Source organism: Bordetella genomosp. 11 (genome assembly GCF_002261215.1).
In the GTDB taxonomy this organism is placed as follows: domain Bacteria; phylum Pseudomonadota; class Gammaproteobacteria; order Burkholderiales; family Burkholderiaceae_B; genus Bordetella_C.
Genome location: NZ_NEVS01000001.1, coordinates 991,355 through 1,008,436 on the forward strand (window position 1 = coordinate 991,355; position 17,082 = coordinate 1,008,436).

At 66.7% G+C, this 17,082-nt stretch carries 15 protein-coding genes and 1 pseudogene; 8 read left to right on the plus strand and 8 right to left on the minus strand.

The genetic code is table 11. From position 1 onward, the window contains the following. Nucleotides 1-74 precede the first annotated feature (74 nt). The 4 genes from sorU to CAL28_RS04500 form a co-directional block, all read right to left on the minus strand. Entirely contained in the window at nucleotides 75-359 is a 285-nt protein-coding gene (gene sorU / locus CAL28_RS04485; protein ID WP_369597658.1) for a SorU family sulfite dehydrogenase c-type cytochrome subunit, read from the minus strand. A 44-nt stretch (nucleotides 360-403) separates the two neighbouring features. Next, the gene (gene sorT / locus CAL28_RS04490) at nucleotides 404-1,687 is read right to left on the minus strand and encodes a SorT family sulfite dehydrogenase catalytic subunit (protein WP_094840171.1); all 1,284 of its coding nucleotides are present in this window, start codon (nucleotides 1,685-1,687) and stop codon (nucleotides 404-406) included. Nucleotides 1,688-1,937: 250 nt separating this feature from the next. Beyond that, on the minus strand, nucleotides 1,938-3,149 hold the full coding sequence (locus CAL28_RS04495; RefSeq protein ID WP_254925982.1) for a hypothetical protein: 1,212 nt from the start codon (nucleotides 3,147-3,149) through the stop codon (nucleotides 1,938-1,940). A 62-nt stretch (nucleotides 3,150-3,211) separates the two neighbouring features. Further along, nucleotides 3,212-4,702: a threonine/serine dehydratase gene (locus CAL28_RS04500; RefSeq protein WP_254925983.1), complete on the minus strand. Its 1,491-nt coding sequence runs from the start codon at nucleotides 4,700-4,702 to the stop codon at nucleotides 3,212-3,214. Between CAL28_RS04500 and CAL28_RS04505 the strand changes: the two genes are divergently transcribed. Continuing rightward, nucleotides 4,602-5,366, plus strand: coding sequence for a helix-turn-helix transcriptional regulator (locus CAL28_RS04505; RefSeq protein ID WP_217906528.1), 765 nt, complete (start codon nucleotides 4,602-4,604; stop codon nucleotides 5,364-5,366). The two genes, CAL28_RS04500 and CAL28_RS04505, sit on opposite strands and share 101 nt — an antisense overlap. A gap of 784 nt (nucleotides 5,367-6,150) precedes the next feature. On the opposite strand, the gene CAL28_RS04510 is transcribed toward CAL28_RS04505, so the two are convergent. The 3 genes from CAL28_RS04510 to CAL28_RS04520 all read right to left on the minus strand — a co-directional run bounded on the left by CAL28_RS04510 (nucleotide 6,151) and on the right by CAL28_RS04520 (nucleotide 8,707). Further along, nucleotides 6,151-7,548: a M20 family metallopeptidase gene (locus CAL28_RS04510; RefSeq protein ID WP_094840174.1), complete on the minus strand. Its 1,398-nt coding sequence runs from the start codon at nucleotides 7,546-7,548 to the stop codon at nucleotides 6,151-6,153. A gap of 169 nt (nucleotides 7,549-7,717) precedes the next feature. After that, nucleotides 7,718-8,071 carry a DUF1428 domain-containing protein gene (locus CAL28_RS04515; RefSeq protein ID WP_094840175.1) on the minus strand — a complete coding sequence of 118 codons (354 nt, stop codon included), beginning with the start codon at nucleotides 8,069-8,071 and terminating at the stop codon, nucleotides 7,718-7,720. A gap of 234 nt (nucleotides 8,072-8,305) precedes the next feature. Continuing rightward, nucleotides 8,306-8,707, minus strand: coding sequence for a YybH family protein (locus tag CAL28_RS04520; RefSeq protein ID WP_094840176.1), 402 nt, complete (start codon nucleotides 8,705-8,707; stop codon nucleotides 8,306-8,308). 266 nt (nucleotides 8,708-8,973) lie between these two features. Between CAL28_RS04520 and CAL28_RS04525 the strand changes: the two genes are divergently transcribed. Beyond that, nucleotides 8,974-9,525 (plus strand): aspartate carbamoyltransferase, encoded by a 552-nt coding sequence (locus tag CAL28_RS04525; RefSeq protein WP_254925984.1) that lies wholly within the window; start codon nucleotides 8,974-8,976, stop codon nucleotides 9,523-9,525. Between the two features lie 82 nt (nucleotides 9,526-9,607). Next, nucleotides 9,608-10,816: an aminotransferase class V-fold PLP-dependent enzyme gene (locus tag CAL28_RS04530; RefSeq protein ID WP_094840177.1), complete on the plus strand. Its 1,209-nt coding sequence runs from the start codon at nucleotides 9,608-9,610 to the stop codon at nucleotides 10,814-10,816. A 66-nt stretch (nucleotides 10,817-10,882) separates the two neighbouring features. Here CAL28_RS04530 and CAL28_RS04535 read toward each other — a convergent pair whose 3' ends face one another. Next, on the minus strand, nucleotides 10,883-11,923 hold the full coding sequence (locus CAL28_RS04535) for an AraC family transcriptional regulator (RefSeq protein WP_176463871.1): 1,041 nt from the start codon (nucleotides 11,921-11,923) through the stop codon (nucleotides 10,883-10,885). Between the two features lie 272 nt (nucleotides 11,924-12,195). On the opposite strand from CAL28_RS04535, the gene CAL28_RS04540 reads away from it, so the two are divergent. The 5 genes and pseudogenes from CAL28_RS04540 to CAL28_RS30265 form a co-directional block, all read left to right on the plus strand. Further along, nucleotides 12,196-13,395 carry a methyl-accepting chemotaxis protein gene (locus CAL28_RS04540; RefSeq protein WP_254925985.1) on the plus strand — a complete coding sequence of 400 codons (1,200 nt, stop codon included), beginning with the start codon at nucleotides 12,196-12,198 and terminating at the stop codon, nucleotides 13,393-13,395. A 45-nt stretch (nucleotides 13,396-13,440) separates the two neighbouring features. After that, the gene (locus CAL28_RS04545) at nucleotides 13,441-13,809 is read left to right on the plus strand and encodes a response regulator (RefSeq protein WP_094840179.1); all 369 of its coding nucleotides are present in this window, start codon (nucleotides 13,441-13,443) and stop codon (nucleotides 13,807-13,809) included. A 25-nt stretch (nucleotides 13,810-13,834) separates the two neighbouring features. Beyond that, the gene (locus tag CAL28_RS04550) at nucleotides 13,835-14,191 is read left to right on the plus strand and encodes an STAS domain-containing protein (protein ID WP_094840180.1); all 357 of its coding nucleotides are present in this window, start codon (nucleotides 13,835-13,837) and stop codon (nucleotides 14,189-14,191) included. A 22-nt stretch (nucleotides 14,192-14,213) separates the two neighbouring features. Continuing rightward, nucleotides 14,214-16,409, plus strand: coding sequence for a chemotaxis protein CheA (locus tag CAL28_RS04555; protein ID WP_094840181.1), 2,196 nt, complete (start codon nucleotides 14,214-14,216; stop codon nucleotides 16,407-16,409). Nucleotides 16,410-16,473: 64 nt separating this feature from the next. Continuing rightward, nucleotides 16,474-17,001, plus strand: a pseudogene (locus tag CAL28_RS30265) (MCP four helix bundle domain-containing protein); the annotation flags it as partial. Between the last annotated feature and the right edge of the window lie 81 nt (nucleotides 17,002-17,082).

Sequence of the window (17,082 nt, forward strand, 5' to 3'; positions counted from 1 at the left end):
TGCGGTTTGGATTTGTTAGCCACACTGCCGGCACGGCGTCGTGCCTCACCCTCGATGCTTGACCGCTCAACCACTCACGGGCGTGTCGCAGTCGAAACATACTCGGCAAGCGCCTTGATATCCTCTTCGCTCAAGGCCGTATAGGCGGGCATCACTCCCATTCCCTTGCGCAGCACCGCTTCCACCCGTGCGGCATCGGGCTTGAGTTCATCCAGGGACGGCCCGACCGCGCCGGTCGCGCCGGCATCTTCCAGGGTATGGCAGATCGCGCAGGCCGGGTTGGCGCCGCCCATGAACAAGGCCTTGCCCCGGTCGCGTAGCGAGGCGCCGGCTTCCTCGCCCTGGGCGGCGCCCGGCACGGACGCCGCTCCCATCGCGAGGGCGACCGCACACGCCGCGCGCCTCATGCCGAAACCTTGATGTTCAGCGCATGGTCGCGCCAGCTGCTATTCAAGTATCCGGCCTCGTTCTCGTTGCGGTACTCCGCCTGCACGTTGCCCTTTATATCGGTGGCGCGGCTCATGAAGACGTAGTCGCCCGGCTTCAGGTCCACCCGCAAGGCGAACTGCCTCCATGCATACTTGCCCAGGTCCGGCCCGACGAAGGCGGCCTGCCGCCATGTCTTGCCGCCGTCGATGGAGACGTCGACCGATTTCACGGCGTCCATCCCACCGAAGGCGACGCCGCGGATCACATAAGGACCGGGCGGCAGCGTGCCCTCGCTTTCGAAGCCGTTGATCCAGGACTTCACATCCATCTGCCAGACGGCCGGCTGCTGCGACGTTTCCTTCGCGCCCACCGGTGCAAGCCGGTAGCGGACATCCTGGATGGCCGCGCGCGTTTGTTCCGGCGTGAAGGCCAGGCGCTTGATGTACTTGACGTTGTTCACACCCGAATATCCCGGCACGACCAGGCGCAGCGGCCCGCCGTGGGCCAGCGTAAGGGGTTCGCCGTTCATCTCCCAGGCCAGCAGTGCGTCCTGCATGGCGTCCAGCGGCACAGAGCGTTCCACCATGACGGTGTTGGCGTCTATGCCGGTGGGCAGGATTTCGCCGCCCCGTCCCGTCATATACCGCGCGCCGCCGGCCACTCCGCCCATGGCTTCGACCACCTGCCTGACCGGCACGCCGCTCCACATGACACAACCCGCCGCGCCGACATTCCATGGCGTACCGCTGGGCTTGTGCGGGAAGAACTTGCGGCCATTGCCGCTGCACTGCAGGACGGCGGCGATCGTCACCAGCCCCATGGTCTTCAATTCGCCGACGGTAATCTCGCGGGGGGTCTGCACGCCATCCACGCCAAGCGTCCAGGCGTCGCGGTCCTTCAGGATGGAGGCATCGGGCGGCGAGACGTTATTGCGGATATACAGCTGGTCCGCCGGCGTGATCACGCCATCGCCAAACGCCGTGCGCTTGGTCTCGATGGTGTTGCTGCTGTGGACGATCACCGCGTCCGCGTTCTTCCACGCCACGTAGGCGGGTAAGGGCTTGGACGCGGGCGAGGGCGGGGCGGCCCCCGTAGGCGGCGTGGCATGGGCGGGGCCGGCGCCGGATGGCGCCTGCGCTGTCCCGCCTTGCGCGCGCGCCGTGCCGGGCGCGGCGCCCAGTCCCAGCGTGGCCAGGGCACCCGCGCTGCCCGCGAGCAGCCGCCGCCGTCCCGCGTTGCGCAACGTCGAACCGTTCATGGTTGTCTCCCATTGCGCCGCCGGGCAAGGCCGCGGGCGGCGCGATATTGTTCACCGGCCGCTTTCGAAGCGAAGCGTCGCCGCATGTCCGGACGGACACAAGGTCATTGTGGCCGTGGGGCGGCGGACCGCATAGGGGTCATGGGGGCGATGAATGGATGGTTCATCCATTGGCAGGTATCCGGACGGATGAGCCGGTTTGCATGGCCCGGCGGTGCCCACGCGCACCGTTGGGGCGATCCACTCGTCGCTACGATCCGCCTTCGTATTCCGGGAAAGAATTGCCCGGCGGGGGCGCGGCCTCGATGTAAGGCCCGGGCCCAGCCGGCGCGGCGGGATCCTGCAAGGCAAATACGCAGTCGAAGTACTTTTCCGCCTGCGTCCAGGGCGCCCGTTCCCGGTACAGGGTCAGGAACGCGCCCGTGACGTCCGCCACATTGGGGCGCGTTTGCAGCGTCTGTACCGCCAGCGCGGCGAACGTGTCCTCCCGGTCGTGCAGCCTGGCATTTTGCAAGGCGTAGCTGTAGAACTGCACGACCTTGCCGGGCTGGGCGAAGCGCGGCAGGCCCTCGCAGGCCGCGCCGGTTTCCGGGGCGCGCTCGGTGTGCGCGTGCGAAAAGCTGTCCTGCACCATGTGCAGCAGCGCCCCCAGCGCCACCTGATCCAGCCTGGCGCGAACCTCCACGATGCCGGTGGCCAGCAGGTTGGTGGCGGTCATGTCGCCCGGAAAATAAGTCCCCAGCCTCTCCACGTCCACGGATCGCAGGTAGCGGTCCACCGGGATCCGCCGCGTCGCCACGCCCCACAGGAACTGCGCCCACATCCGCATATGGGCGATCGTGTCGCGCGCCGGCTCGCCATCGTAGGTGCCCATCGCGTGAAAGAACGACAGATCGCCGAAGTGCGAGCGATACAGCAGGTAATCGCCGGGGCCGAACGCCGGTCTTCCCGGTTGCTGCTGCGCGCGCTCGGCGGCGATGCGCTCGGCATCGACAAACAACGCTCGCCAGCACCGCGGCTGGGCGGTCGAACGCAGGGTGACATCGGGATTGCAGTCGGCCATCCTGGGCGGCGACTTGCGATTCAGCGGGAATGGCGGATCGTCCGGCCAACGCACGCCGTACAGCAGGATCTGGTTGCGGCGTACCTCGTCCATCGTGACGCAGGAAGCTTCCTCGCCCGCCGGCGCGTGGCAGTCCAGCGCATCCAGCGTAATGGCCTCGTGCACCGGGCTCTTGATCATCGGCACGGCATTGCCGATCACCCACTGGCCGATGCTGTCGACGATACGGTTGCCGCCGACCCCAGCCAGCTTGCGGTCGACGTCGCTGATGCGCGGCAGCACCTGGAATGCGGAGGCCACCGGCGCCAGCACTGCCGCCAGCAACGCCCCCGCGCAAAACGCCCGCATGCGCCGCCTGTTCGCGGTCCCGATACGACGCTCCCCCTTGCTCGCAGCCATGCCAGTCTCCGATCGTGGGCCGGCCTCGCCATGGGCCGATGGGGCACGATCGTAATCGAAATCTAGGTGCCGGCGGTGGCCGTCGTCATCCCGGTGGATCCGCCCACGGCCTGGACGAACCGGTCCAGGCCGATATTCCTGCCGCACAGCACCACGGCCACCTTCTTGCCGCGCCATTCGTCCTTGCGCTGCATCAACCCCGCCAGCGCCACGCCTGCCGCGCCCTCTACCATCCAACGTTCGGCACTCGCGACAGCACGCATCGCGGCGGCGATTTCAGCCTCTGTAACCGTGATGCGGTCGTCGATCACCCGCTGGCAAATGGGAAAGGTAATCGAACCCTGCTCCACGGCGCCCGCCGTCGCATCGGACAGCGTCGGCTGTTCCTCTACATCGACGATACGGCCGGCTTCCAGCGCGCGCAGCATACAGACCGAATTCCTGGGCCACACGCCGACCACCCGGGTGCGAGGCGAAAGCTGCTTGATCGCGGTGCCCAGCCCGCCGGCCAGCCCCCCGCCGCCCACGCAGACAAACACCGCGTCCAGCACATCGGCGCCCGCCTGTTCTGCGATCTCCACGCCTATCGTCCCCTGGCCGGCAACAATGTCCGCGTCGTTGTACGGCGAGATATACGGAACCCCATGCTCAACGCCGAATCGGCGCGCCTGCAATTCCGCTTCGATGGCCGGCCCATCCACGACAACGAGCCTGCCGCCCAGCCGCTCGATGGCATCCAGCTTGGAGCGCACCGCCGACGCCGGGACATACACCGTCACCGGCACACCAGCACGGGACCCGGCCCACGCCGCCGCCATGCCATGGTTACCGGTGGACGCCGTCACCACACCGGTCTTGCGGGCCGCCTCACCCAGCACATGAATCTTGTTCGTCGCCCCCCGCACCTTGAACGCACCGATCGGCAAAAGATGATCGCACTTCAGCCACACCTCGCAGCCCAGCTCCTGCGACAGCTGTCCGCTTCGCTCCAGCGGCGACACGGGAACCTGCGGGCGAATGGCGCCATGGGCGGCCATGATGGCGGCAAACACATCGGTCACGGAAATGCTCCTGTAGCGGCAATTGGTATCCCGGAATATTAGACGTAAAATCCAATTTGGAATAATCGTCAGGACCGACACCATGGCCACCTCCGGCAGCAGAAAACCCGCGGCACCCGGCCCGGAGCCGACCCCCACCCCCCGCGAAAAGCCCTCACGGCGCCAAATCAATCCCCCGACACGCTCGCCCTCCGGTAAACAATCGACCTCGCTCCGCACGCCGCCGCTCCCGGATAAAAAGCCATCGATACCGCGATCCAATCCGCTGGGCTCCGACGGGAAGCCGTCGACGCCGCGCTCCAGGCCGCTGGTCTCCGATGGAAGGACGTCAACATCTCGATCCAAGCAGCCGGGCTCCGATGGCAGGCCATCAACGCCGCGCTCGAAACCGTTGGCCCTCGATGCAGAGCCGCCAACACTTCGCGCCAAGCCATCAGCATCCGCTGGCAACCGATCGGCCCCACCGCCAAAGGCATCCGCGATTCGTGCCAAGCCGGCTGCGTCGAGACCGTCGCCAGCGGCCGGCGGCGCTGGCCTGTTCGACCAGCCCCTGCACCCATATCATGCCGTCGCCGACGCCCTGGCCGCGCTGTTCTGCCCCTTCGTGGAAGCCGTCGTGCACGACATCCGGACCGATCGCGTGACGCACGTCGCGCATCCGTTTTCCCCGCGCGCTGCCGGCGATCCCTCCGACCTGGGCGACGTCGACTTCGCGCCGGACACATCGGTCATCGGCCCCTACGAGAAAATCAACTGGGACGGCCGCCGCATCAAATCCGTGACGGCGGTATTGCGCGATCAAGGCGGCCACCCGATCGGCCTGCTATGCGTGAACGCCGACGTGACCGAATTCGAAGGGGTTCGCCGCATGCTGGATGGCTTCCTGCGCACGACCGACAGCGCCCCCAGTCCGGACGACCTGTTCCGCAACGATTGGCACGAGCGCATCAACCGCTACGTCGCCACATGGACGGCCCAACGCGACACCATCGTCGCCCGCCTGAATCGCGAACAGCGCCGCCAACTGATCGAAGACCTGCACCGCACCGGCGCATTCGACGGCAAGCACGCCCCAGCCTATGTGGCCGGCGTCCTGGGCATCAGCCGCGCGACCGTATATGCCGAACTGGCACGCCTGAGAGCGCCCACCTCCTGATGCTAGTCGGAGTCAATTCGGCGACATGAATTCGGCCGTATCAGTTCGACGGCACGAGCCGGGCCGGTATGAGTTCGATGACACGATTTCGACGATATGAATTTGTCGACACAACCTCGCCCATATGAGGTCGACGATACAAGTTCGAGGACATGAGACGGGTCAACATGAGTTCGACGACCCAATCGCGACGATATGAACTCGACGACACGAGTTCAACGATACGAATTCGCCAGCAAAAGTTCGCCAACGTAGACGGCGACAAAATTCCAGCGCCACCCCCAGTACCAGCAACCCGTCGGGGCTGACCCACAGCATGTAGGCGATCGCTGGCCGCGCTGGGCGGCCGGCGATCGACGTGCGCCCCAAGATCTTCCTATGGCACCAAACAAGACCTACGAAGCGCAAGAACCCAACCCGCCCCAGCGACCGCAATTAAGGCAAACCGGAGTCCGGCGGGGGTGGTGCCTGTCGGGGCCAGCCTGTTGAGGACGAGCGAGCGGAATCGAAGGGAGGCGTGGCGCGGACGCCATCACCAAGCACACCACAAGCCAACGCCCGCCGGACGAGATCAGCGCAGCGGTGCCCGGCGCCCGCGCGCCGGGCCGGACGATCAGGCTGGCCCCGACAGGCACCACCCCCGCCGGACGGAACCCGCAAAACACCCGCAAACAGCAACCATCAACAAACGGAACCCGCAAAACACCCGCAAACAGCAACCATCAACAAACGGAACCAGCAAAACACCCGCAAACAGCACCCACCCCAAATCCGCACACCCCCGTCACCCCCGCTCCAACGCCGGCACCTCCCCCGCCCCCAAATCCCAATACAACCCCGCCATCAACCTCAACCCCTCCCGCAGCAACTCCGGCGGCAAATGCTCATTCGGCGCATGCTGCGAACACGACGGATACGAATGCGGCACCCAAATCGTCCGCAATCCCAACACCTCGGTAAAAATATCGTTAGGCAACGACCCACCCAAATTCGGCAGAACCGCCGGCTTCTTCCCGCTCGTCCGCGCCAGCGACTCCACCGCCCACCGCACCCACGGATCGTCCGGATCCAGCCGCGTCGCCTTGAACATCGTCTCCCGCGTCAGCGTCAACTTCACCATCGGAAACCCCTGCCGGTCCAAATGCCGCCGCAACGCCGGCAAAAGATCCTCCGTATCCACCCCCACCACGAAACGCAACTGACAGCGCGCCCATGCGCGCGGCGGAATCGCATTCACCGGCGTCTCCGGATTCCCCGTCTTGAACGCCAACACCTCGAAAGAACACCACCCGTACACCTGCTCGGCCGGCGTCAGCCCCGGCTCGCCCCAATCCGGATCGATCTGCGGGCCTTCCGCGCCCCCGTCCACCTCGCAATCGGCCAGCACCCGGCGCACCGACGCCGGCAACTCCTTCGGCACCCACGCCGGAATCCGGATCTGCCCCGTCGGCGACACGATACTTGCGATGGCATGGGCCAGCTGGATCCCCGGATTGGACAACAGCCCGCCCCAATTGCCCGAATGGTGGCCTCCTTCGCGGGCCTCGATCGTCATATCGAAATTCAGCCCCCCGCGCGCGCCCAGGAACACCGTCGGCCGTTCCGCGCGCAGCCGCGGCCCGTCGGACGCGATCAGCAAATCGGCGGCGAACAGCTCGCGGTTCGCCTCGCAAAGCTGACGCAGCCCCGGCGAACCGGTCTCTTCGCCCATCTCCACCAGATACTTCGCGTTGAACCCCAGCTTGCCGCGTGTCTCCAGCACGCTGCGCAGCGCCTCCATGTTGACCGTATGCTGTCCCTTGTTATCGGCGATACCGCGCCCGTACCAGCGTCCTTCCGACTCCGTCAGGGCCCAGGGCGACAGTCCCTCGTGCCACTCGGCGTCCAGGCCGCGGATGACATCGCCATGGCCATAGCCCAGCACCGTCGGCAGGGCCGGGTCCTCGATGCGTTCCGCGTACAGAAAGGGCGCGCGCGCCTTCGGATGCGTCAGCGTGCGGCAGGCGAAGCCCATCGACTCGAAAGCCGGCTGCAATTCGGCGTGCAGGTAGCCCGCCAGATCGCCAGCGCGTTCCGGATTTTGGCTTTCCGTCGGCATCGCGATGCGGCGGGACAGCCGGTCGCGGAATCCGCCGGAGGCGAAGAAGGCATCGGCATGGTCGATTGCTGCGGCACGGGTCATGTGATTTCCCTGGTATACGTGGGCAAAGTGCCTGTATACCAGAGCAGCCCGCGCGGCGCGATAGAGAGAATCGCGCATGCCCGTAGGCTGCGATGCCGGCCGGGCCCCGCGCATGCGCGGCTCGCCCGCCGCCGCCAAACATACGGCAGGCAGCGGGCGAGCCGTCCCCTCAGACCTCCAGCACCGTCGTGAAACCGCCGTAGATCATGCGTTGCCCGTCGAACGGCATGGGGTTGGTGCCCGGCTGAAGGCGCGGATCTTCCATGGCCGCTTTCATCCCTGCCTGCTCCGCCTCGCGGGATGGCCAGGTAATCCAGGCAAACACGATGGCTTCGCCTTCCTTGCGCTTCACCGCCATCGGGAAAGAGGTCAGCTTGCCGTCGGGTACCTGGTCTTCCCAGCACTCCACCACCTGCAAGGCACCGTGCTTCTTGAATATCTCTGCCGCGATGCGCGCGTGCTCGATATATTTCTCGCGGTTTTCGATGGGTACGGCGGCGACGAATCCGTCTACGTAAGTCATGAGCGATCCCTCCAGTTGGATTAAGGGCCTACCCGGAGCGCCTCGCGGCTTCCCGGATGTTCCCAAGGTTACGACGATCGGGATCCCACGAAATCGACATCCGGCACACGGCGGATGGGCGATATCCGGACGCATGCGCCGGGACCGGAACCGTCGCGCCCCAACGCGTACGTGAATTAGTGGGCGGCCTGTTCACTATCGAGGCGGACAACCATGACGAGGTAGCCGCGGTACTTATGTCGATGGACCGAGAAGGCTGGTGCCGTAGGAGTTGTCTATCATGCAGAGCCATCCGGCCGCCGGGTCGAGTCGGAACACGTAAGTGGAGAAGCGCGTCGTCTGCCAAGGCTCGCCGGCGGCTGACCGGCCTCGAAGCTCGGCACGAGCGAGCACCAGCGCGGTGTCGCCGGCCTGCAATACCTGCATCTCCGGTTGGTGCACCTGCAGGGTGTGGTGAAAATACTCGGCGATGCGATCAAAGGCGGTGCGAATATGCGCCTTGCCTCGCGCAACCATCCCGGGCTGTAGCACCAGCACGGCGTCATCCGCGTAGAACGCCATCAATCGATCGAAGTCTTCGCGATTGATGGCGTCGTCGGCGGCGGCGATTACCTTCTTGAGTTCCTGTTCTGACATGGGTCATTCCTTGTCTGTGCTGAGAAACCTGACAGACGAGCCCCAAAAAAAACCCGCCTGCAAGGGCGGGTTTTTGGACTTGACCGTAATGCGCGCTAACCCGCCATTCTTCGAATGGGGGAAATAATGCAATGCAGGCGCGGAAAGGTCTTCTTCATGTTGGGCATAATGGAGAGCACGGCGGGGCTTGTCAAGGCGGCTGGCCGTCGCGCGTCTGGCGCGGCCTCCCTTGAGAAACCGGCCGGGCGCAACGTAAATGGAGTGCCATGAAGCTAATCGCAGTTATCCTCGCCTTCTTTGCCCTGATCGGTTTCGCGCACGCCCAGAACCCGGCTCCATCGACGATGGAGCCTTCCGGAATGGACCATGCGGCGCACATGAAAGCGGAGGCGGATACGCAGCGCCAGGCAGAGGTTTCCCGGCGCGGTAAGGACGTCATGCCCTTCAGCTTGTCGGCCACGACCCATATCTTCACCAGGAATGCCGAAGGGGGAGTCCAGCGCGTGGTGGCCAAGGATGCGTCAGACACCACACAGGTGACGCTCATCCGGCAACATTTGCAGGAAATCCGGCAGCAGTTCTTGAAAGGAGACTTCTCGGACCCGAGCCACATCCATGGCCAGGACATGCCGGGGCTGGCCGAGCTGACCAAAGCCAGGCCGGGACAACTGGACATCGCCTACCAGGAAGTCGAGGGCGGCGCCCAGCTGATCTACACAACGACAGAGCCCACCTTGGTGGTTGCGCTGCATAAGTGGTTTGATGCCCAGCTTTCCGACCATGGCAAAGATGCCATCGAAGAACATCAGGGTCATTGATTGACTGTGAGCATTTAGCGGGCAACGATCGGCTAGGATAGAAGGCCCTGCCGCGCGGCGGCGAATCCGGTCCGGAGCCCTCATGAACGCAATCTCCCATCCCGCGCCATTGGCGGACGCGGCCATCGAAATCCTGCGCGCCCGGACCCCTGGCGTGCGCACCACGGTCCACTTCAATCACGCGGGCGCCTCGCTGCCTTCCGTGGACACGCTGGAAGCGATGCGCAGGCAGCTGTGGCGCGAGGCGGAGATGGGACCGATCGAGGCCGGCGCGGCGGTGCGCGAGCAGGCCGAACAGGCGCGCATCCTGGCCGCCGCGCTGCTGAACGCCAGCCCTGGGGAAATCGCGCTGACCGCCGGAAACTCGGCGGGATGGGGCAGCGCCTTCGCCGGACTGGGAAACTGGAAGCCGGGCGACCGCATCCTGGTCGCGCGCCACGAATGGGGCGGCAATATCGCGGCCATGCATATTGCCGCCGGACGGGCCGGCGCGCGCATTGAAGCCATCCCGAGCGATGAAACCGGCATGGCCGACCCGCGCGCGCTGGAAGCCATGATCGACGAGCGCGTCCGGCTGATTTCCGTGACATGGCTGCCGGCCAATGGCGGCCTGATCAATCCGGCGGCCGCCATCGGCGCCGTGGCGCGCCGGCACGGCATTCCCTATTTCGTCGACGCGGCCCAGGCGGTGGGGCAATTGCCGATCGACGTCGGGCAGGTCGGCTGCGACGTGCTGACGGGCGTGGGCCGCAAAGCGCTGCGCGGCCCGCGCGAAACCGGGCTGCTGTACATCCGCCAGGATTTCCTGCCGCGCCTGACGCCGGCGTGGGTGGATACCAGCAGCGCGCCGCTGGACGACGACGGCCTGCCCGTCATGCGGGCCGACGCCGCGCGCTTCGAGCCTTCCGAAAGGTCGTACGCCTTGCGCTGCGGGCTGGCCAACGCCCTGCGCGAAGCGCTGGATATCGGCGTGGAAAACATACGCGCGCGTATCGACCGCAACGCGCGGGCCTTGCGCGCGCTGCTGGCGGATGTGCCCGGCGTCGAGGTCCTGGACCAGGGCCGGGAGCAGTCGGGGCTGGTCTCGTTCGCGGTCGCGGGACAGACGGGCGGCGCGGTGCAGCGCAAGCTGGCGGAGCAGGGGATTTCCATCAGCAGCAACGGACCGGCCTACACGCCGCTGGACATGCGGGCGCGCGGACTGGCCGACATCGCGCGTGCTTCGGTCAGCTACTTGACCACCGACGCCGAACTGGACCGCCTGGTCCAGGCCATCCGGGACCTGGCCTAGCCATGCCGGGCCCCGGGGCGGGGTGCCGGGCGTGGCACGGACACCCCGGCTGCCGCGGGCGGCGCTTCAGTCCGTGACCGCGGGCGTCGCGCGTGGCTTCGCGCGGGCCTGGCCGCGGAAGGCCGTGGGGCTGTGGCCAGTCCAGCGCTTGAACGCCCGTTGCAGCGTGCGCGCATCGCTGAAACCGCACTCCTGCGCGATCTGCTGCACCGTCCGCGACGAATGCGCCACCAGGGACAGCGCCCGGGCCCTGCGTTCCTCGCATAGCAGGTCGACATAGCTGTTGCCGGTCTCCGCCAGCCGCCTGCGCAGCGTGCGTTCGCTGATATGCAAAGAGTCCGCGATCGCCTGCAAGGGCGGCGGCGCGGCCAGATCGCGCCGGATGGCCTGTACCACGCAAGCCTGCATGAAGGGGACGCGGACCGGCGTCTCGACACGGGCCAGGTCGCGCCGGACCTGGCCCAGCACGACGGCGTCGGCGGTACGGACGGCGTAGGCCTCAACCGGAAAGTGGATCCGGTTTTCGGGACTGCCGAAGCGGACGGGGCAGCGGAACACGGTTTCGTAGGCGGCGCCGTAGGCGGGCCGCTCCATGACCAGGTCCACCCGGCTTGGATTGAAATGCGAGCCGACCACCTGGCGGCCCAGCCGGGCCAGCGACGCCAGTGCTTTATCGACGAGGAAGGCCGCGACGTGGCGGTCGACCGATGGCGCGCGCGCCACCAGCCGGAAAGCCTGGGCGGTTTCCTCGCCGTGCAGGCGGATCAGGCAGCCCGCGTGGCGCTGGTGCTCGATGGCGAAGTCCAGCAGCTGGCGCGACGAGCCGCAGGCCATGAAGCCCAGCGTCACCAGCCCCCATGACACGATGTTCACCGCGGTGCCCAGCTCCAGTCCCAGCACCGGGTTATTCAATAGCGGCAGCGCACGGCGGATCAAGAGCTCGGCCTGCTGCCCGGATACATAGAAGCCGTCCTGGTTCAGGTCGGCGGGCGAAAAGCCCAGGCCTTCGCACAGGGCGCCCGGGTCCCGGCCGCGCCGCGCGACTTCCGCCAGCAACTGGCGCAGCGCGACAGGAGGGATATCGGCATGGGCGGATTCGGCCATCATGCCGGCCGCGGTGCCCCCGGAGGGCAGCCGCGTACAGATTTCAGTGCTGCCAATTCTCGTCATTACAACCGCGCAAGCGGCCCGTGAGCGGGCCGCGGTATCCAGTAAGCCACCGGGGATGGTTAGATTCTTAACAATTTTGTACAAAAAGACAATATTGGCCGGCGCGATGCCCCATCTTGGCCGGCGGCGTCCTTAGGGCAACACCGGGACATGCCGTTGTTCCAGTACAACCGCCATCCTGGCGGCCATGCCCACGGACGCGCGTCGACATGAATTTCGCTGGTCTTTCCTGCTCTTCGGTTGCGACGCCCATCCTGGGCATCGCGGGGGGCGCCGCCACCGCGTTTGCCGCCGGCTGGACGGTGCCGGCCATGGCCGCCGGCGCCGTGCTGGCCTGCGCCGGCTTGCTGGCCGGCTACGCCGGACGGCGCCAGACCAATCGCCAGGCGATCGATATCGAATCCCACGTGCGCGACCTGGAAGCGTTCTGCGCCGACCTGGCGCCGGTCTGGTCGCGCCAGATCGAATCCTCGCGCGGCCAGATGGAGAGCGCGGTGACGGCGCTGAGCATGCGCTTCGGGGAAATCGCCACCCGGCTGGACCAGACCCTGCGCCTGTCCACCCGCGATGGCGCCGGCCACGGCGATTCGGCCGAGAGCGTGTCGGCGCGCAGCGCGGAGCAGCTGGAAAGCGTGGTGGACCTGCTGGGCGCGAGCATGCAGACCAAGGCCGACCTGCTGGCCAAGGTACAGGGACTGAAAGGGTTCGTCGACGAATTGCAGGGCATGGTCCAGGCCATCGGCCAGATCACCCAGCAGACCAATCTGCTGGCGATTAACGCCACCATCGAGGCCGCGCATGCAGGCAGCCTGGGCCGCGGCTTTGCCACGGTCGCGCAGGAAGTGCGGGCGCTGTCCAAGCAATCCGGCGAGACCGGCGCGCGCATCGCCGAGAAGATTGCCTTTATCGGCGACGCCATCGTCGCCACGTGCGCGGCGGCGGAGGACTCCACGCGCAAGGAGCAGGCGGCCATCGATGCCTCCGAAGCGTCGATCCAGGAAGTCCTGGAACGGTTCCGCGCCTTTGCCGACGGGCTGGCCGGCACCACGGATGCGCTGCGCCAGGAAAGCCAGGGTATCCAGGAAGAGGTCAGCGAGGCGCTGGTGCAGCTGCAGTTCCAGGATCGGGTCAGCCAGGTGATGGCGCATGTGGGCGCCAATATCGAGCGGCTGCCGGCGGTGATCCACGATTACGGTGACGCCTGCGCGGAGTCCGGTGAACTGCGGCCGCTGGACTCGGCCGTCCTGCTGGGCGAACTGGAGCGCACGTATGCGATGGCCGACGAGCGGGAAGTCCATCTTTCCGTCGCGGCGGCTCCCTCCGGGCGGACTTCCGGCGCGGGTGGCGCGACGGCGGGGGCGCCATCCGCCACCGCCGCGGCCGCGTCCACCGACATCACATTCTTTTGAATCCAGGGCCCAGTGCCCGCACATTAATTCCAGGGGATCCTCGCCATGGCAAAGACCATACTCATCGTCGACGACTCGGCATCGGTGCGGCAGGTCGTCGGCATCGCGCTGCGCGGCGCCGGCTATGACGTCATCGAAGGGCGCGACGGCCAGGACGCGCTGGCCAAGCTGACGGGACAGAAAGTCCACCTGATCATCAGCGACGTGAATATGCCGCAGATGGATGGCATTACCTTTTTGAAGGAGGTCAAGCAGCTGCCCGCGTACCGTTTCACGCCGGTCATCATGCTGACCACCGAAAGCCAGGAAGCCAAAAAGCGCGAAGGGCAACTTGCCGGCGCCAAGGCGTGGGTCGTCAAGCCCTTCCAGCCGGCCCAGCTGCTGGGCGCCGTCGAGAAGCTGATCCTGCCTTGATGGCCGGCCACCCTGGAGACGCGCCGTGACCGACGTCCATTTGCGCCTGGAAGGCGAACTCACCATCTACACCGCGCAGGACACGCGCCAGCGCCTGCTGCAGGCACTGGCAACGGAGCCCGGGCCGGACGTCGTGCGCCTGGATCTGCGCGCCGTCACGGAAACCGACACGGCCGGCATCCAGCTGCTGCTGGCCGCGCGCGGGCACGCCATGGCGCGCGGAGGCGAGCTGCGCTTCGCGGGCATGGCGCCCAATGTGGAGGCAGCCATCCGGTTGCTGGGCCTGGAAGACACCTTCCGCGACGCCCTCGACGACCCGCCGCCCGGCATCGCGGATGACGCCATGGGCCTGCACGACGCGGGTCTCGCGTCAACCGCCTGAGGGCCCCTCCCGGAGTATCGACATGGACATGGATCAGGCGCTGCAAACCTTCATCACGGAAAGCCGTGAGCTGCTGGCGGAAATGGAATCGGCGCTGCTGATCGTCGCCGATGCGGAAGACCGCGACGACGCGGTCAATGCCATCTTTCGCGCGGCCCATACCATCAAGGGGTCGGCCGGCCTGTTCGGCATCGAGGACATCGTCTCCTTCACCCACCACGTCGAGAGCGTGCTGGATCGCGTGCGCGAAGGTACGGTGGCCATAGACGGCGACCTGGTGGCGCTGATGCTGGGCTGCAACGACTATATCGGCAGGCTGGTCGAGCGCGTGGCCGACGGCGGCGGCCCGGAAGACCTGTCGCTGGCGGGCGATGCGACGGCCTTGCTGGACCGCCTGTCCGTGCATCTGGAAGGGGCACATGCCGGTGCCGCCACCCACGCGGCGGGCGTTGCCTGGCCGGCCGAAGGCGCCGCATCCGACGCCGGGGGATCCGGCATCGAGGCGCGCGATGGCGGCCACGAGGCAGGCGTCCCGGATCACTGGCATATTTCGCTGCGCTTTCACGAAGGCGTGCTGCGCAACGGCATGGATCCGCTGTCCTTCGTGCGATACCTGCACAAGCTGGGCAGCGTGACGGGCGTGGCCTGCCAGACCGGGCGGCTGCCGGCGCTGGATGCCATGGACCCGGAAGCCTGCTACCTGGGCCTGGAGATTGGCCTGGACAGTCCGGCGGACAAGGCCACCATCGAAAGCACGTTCGAGTTCGTGCTGGACGACTGCGACATCCGCATCATTCCGCCGCGCAGCGGCACGGCCGATTACATGCTGATGATCGAAGAACTGGGCGAAGAGCCCGCCATGCTGGGCGATATGCTCGTGCGCTGCGGCACGCTGACCCCGCGCGAGCTGGCCGAAGCCCTGCACGCCCAGCGCAGCGGCGCGGCCGAAGGCCCGCTGGGGCAGATACTGGTGCGGCAGCAGACCGTGGCCGAACCCGTGGTCGATCTGGCCCTGGCCAAGCAGCAACAGGCCAAGGACAGCAAAGCGCGCGAAAACCGTTCCATGCGTATCGACGCGGACAAGCTGGACCACCTGATATCGCTGGTGGGCGAGCTGATCACCGCATCGTCGGGCGCCAGCGTGGCGGCGGCCCGCGTGGGCAACGCCGAGCTGCAGGCCTGCAATTCCCAGGTCGCGGACCTGGTGGAAGCCGTGCGCGACAGCACGCTGCAACTGCGCATGGTGAAGATCGGGGCGACCTTCAACCGCTTCCGGCGCGTGGTGCACGATGTGTCGCGCAGCCTGGGCAAGCACATCGAACTGGTGGTACGCGGCGAGGATACCGAGCTGGACAAGACGGTGGTCGAGCGCATCGGCGATCCGCTGACCCATCTGGTGCGCAACGCCATGGACCATGGGATCGAAGCCCCCGCGGCGCGGGTGGCGCGCGGCAAGCCGGCGCAGGGGACGATCACCCTGGATGCGCGCCACGAATCCGGCCACATCGTGATCGAGGTCCGCGACGATGGCGCGGGGCTGGACCGCGACCGCATCGTGGCAAAGGCCATCGAACGCGGCCTGATCGAGGATGGCCGGGGTATGCGCGACGAAGACGTGTACCGCCTGATTTTCGAGCCGGGGTTCTCTACCGCGCCGGCCGTGACGGATCTGTCCGGCCGCGGTGTCGGCATGGACGTGGTCAAGCGCAATATCGAGGCCCTGCGCGGCAGCGTGGAGATCTCCAGCCGCGCGGGCCAGGGCAGCACCGTGGCCGTGCGCCTGCCCTTGACGCTGGCCATCATCGATGGCTTCCAGGTGGCCGTGGGCAGATCGCTGTTCGTGCTGCCGCTGGATATGGTCGAGGAATGCATCGCCTATACGCCGGTGGAAGACCGCGACTACACCGACCTGCGTGGCCGCGTGCTGCCGTTCATCCGCCTGCGCCGCATGTTCGGCCTGCCGGGCGTACCGGCCGCGCGGGAAAACATCGTCGTCGTCCGGCACGGTGGCGAGCGCATCGGCCTGGTGGTCGATACGCTGCTGGGCGAGACCCAGGCGGTGATTAAGCCGTTGTCGCGCCTGTTCGCCCAGGCGCGCGGGATCAGCGGTTCCAGCATCCTGGGCAGCGGCGAAGTGGCATTGATTCTGGATGTCCCGGCGCTGATGGCCGAGGCGCACAGTTTCGTGGCGGCGGGCCATGCCCGCCTGCCGGTTTGACGTGGCACCGCGCGGTCCGATGGCCGCGACGCAGTTTCTTAGGGAGATAGGCATGTTCGGGAATATGAAGGTGGCCACGCGACTGGCATGGGGGTTCGGCATCGTGATTGCCCTGCTGGCGGCGATATCGGTGCTTAGCATCACGCGGCTGGAGAAAGTCAATGCGGGCCTCACGGAAGTGACGATGAACCGCTACCCCAAGACCGCGCAGCTGAATGAAGTGCTGCAACGCTCGCTGGACGACGGGCGGCAGTTGCGCGGCCTGTTGCTGGTGGCGGACGAGGCCGAGGCGACGCGGCTGCGCAAGCGTGTGGCCGACAACGCGGTCGCCCGCGGCCAGGTCATGGGCCAACTGGACAAGACCATCACGGGCGATGGGCCACGCGCCATGTTGAAAAAGGTCAGCGACGCCCGGACGCTGCTGGAGCAGCGTATCGACGGGTTCTTTGCCCTTGCGTCGGGGGCGGACAAGTCCAGCGCCATGAACTACCTGCGCAGCGATATCCTGCCGGCCAATACCGCGCTGGAGGAGGCGGTCCGCGACCTCTTGAAGTACCAGGTCCAGCAGATGGACCAAGCGAATGCCGAGGGCGACGTGCTGTACGAGCAGACGCGTACCCTGGTGCTGGCCATGTCCGCGGGCGCGATTGCGCTGGCCGTCCTGATCGGTTTC

Excerpts from the sequence above, each read along its gene's own strand:
- CAL28_RS04495 (WP_254925982.1), bottom strand. The coding sequence starts at position 3,149 with ATGGCTGCGAGCAAGGGGGAGCGTCGTATCGGGACCGCGAACAGGCGG.
- CAL28_RS04525 (WP_254925984.1), top strand. The coding sequence starts at position 8,974 with ATGAAGCTAATCGCAGTTATCCTCGCCTTCTTTGCCCTGATCGGTTTC.
- sorT (WP_094840171.1), bottom strand. The coding sequence starts at position 1,687 with ATGAACGGTTCGACGTTGCGCAACGCGGGACGGCGGCGGCTGCTCGCG.
- CAL28_RS04520 (WP_094840176.1), bottom strand. The coding sequence starts at position 8,707 with ATGTCAGAACAGGAACTCAAGAAGGTAATCGCCGCCGCCGACGACGCC.
- CAL28_RS04545 (WP_094840179.1), top strand. The coding sequence starts at position 13,441 with ATGGCAAAGACCATACTCATCGTCGACGACTCGGCATCGGTGCGGCAG.
- CAL28_RS04530 (WP_094840177.1), top strand. The coding sequence starts at position 9,608 with ATGAACGCAATCTCCCATCCCGCGCCATTGGCGGACGCGGCCATCGAA.
- CAL28_RS04555 (WP_094840181.1), top strand. The coding sequence starts at position 14,214 with ATGGACATGGATCAGGCGCTGCAAACCTTCATCACGGAAAGCCGTGAG.
- CAL28_RS04510 (WP_094840174.1), bottom strand. The coding sequence starts at position 7,548 with ATGACCCGTGCCGCAGCAATCGACCATGCCGATGCCTTCTTCGCCTCC.
- CAL28_RS04540 (WP_254925985.1), top strand. The coding sequence starts at position 12,196 with ATGAATTTCGCTGGTCTTTCCTGCTCTTCGGTTGCGACGCCCATCCTG.
- CAL28_RS04535 (WP_176463871.1), bottom strand. The coding sequence starts at position 11,923 with ATGATGGCCGAATCCGCCCATGCCGATATCCCTCCTGTCGCGCTGCGC.
- CAL28_RS04515 (WP_094840175.1), bottom strand. The coding sequence starts at position 8,071 with ATGACTTACGTAGACGGATTCGTCGCCGCCGTACCCATCGAAAACCGC.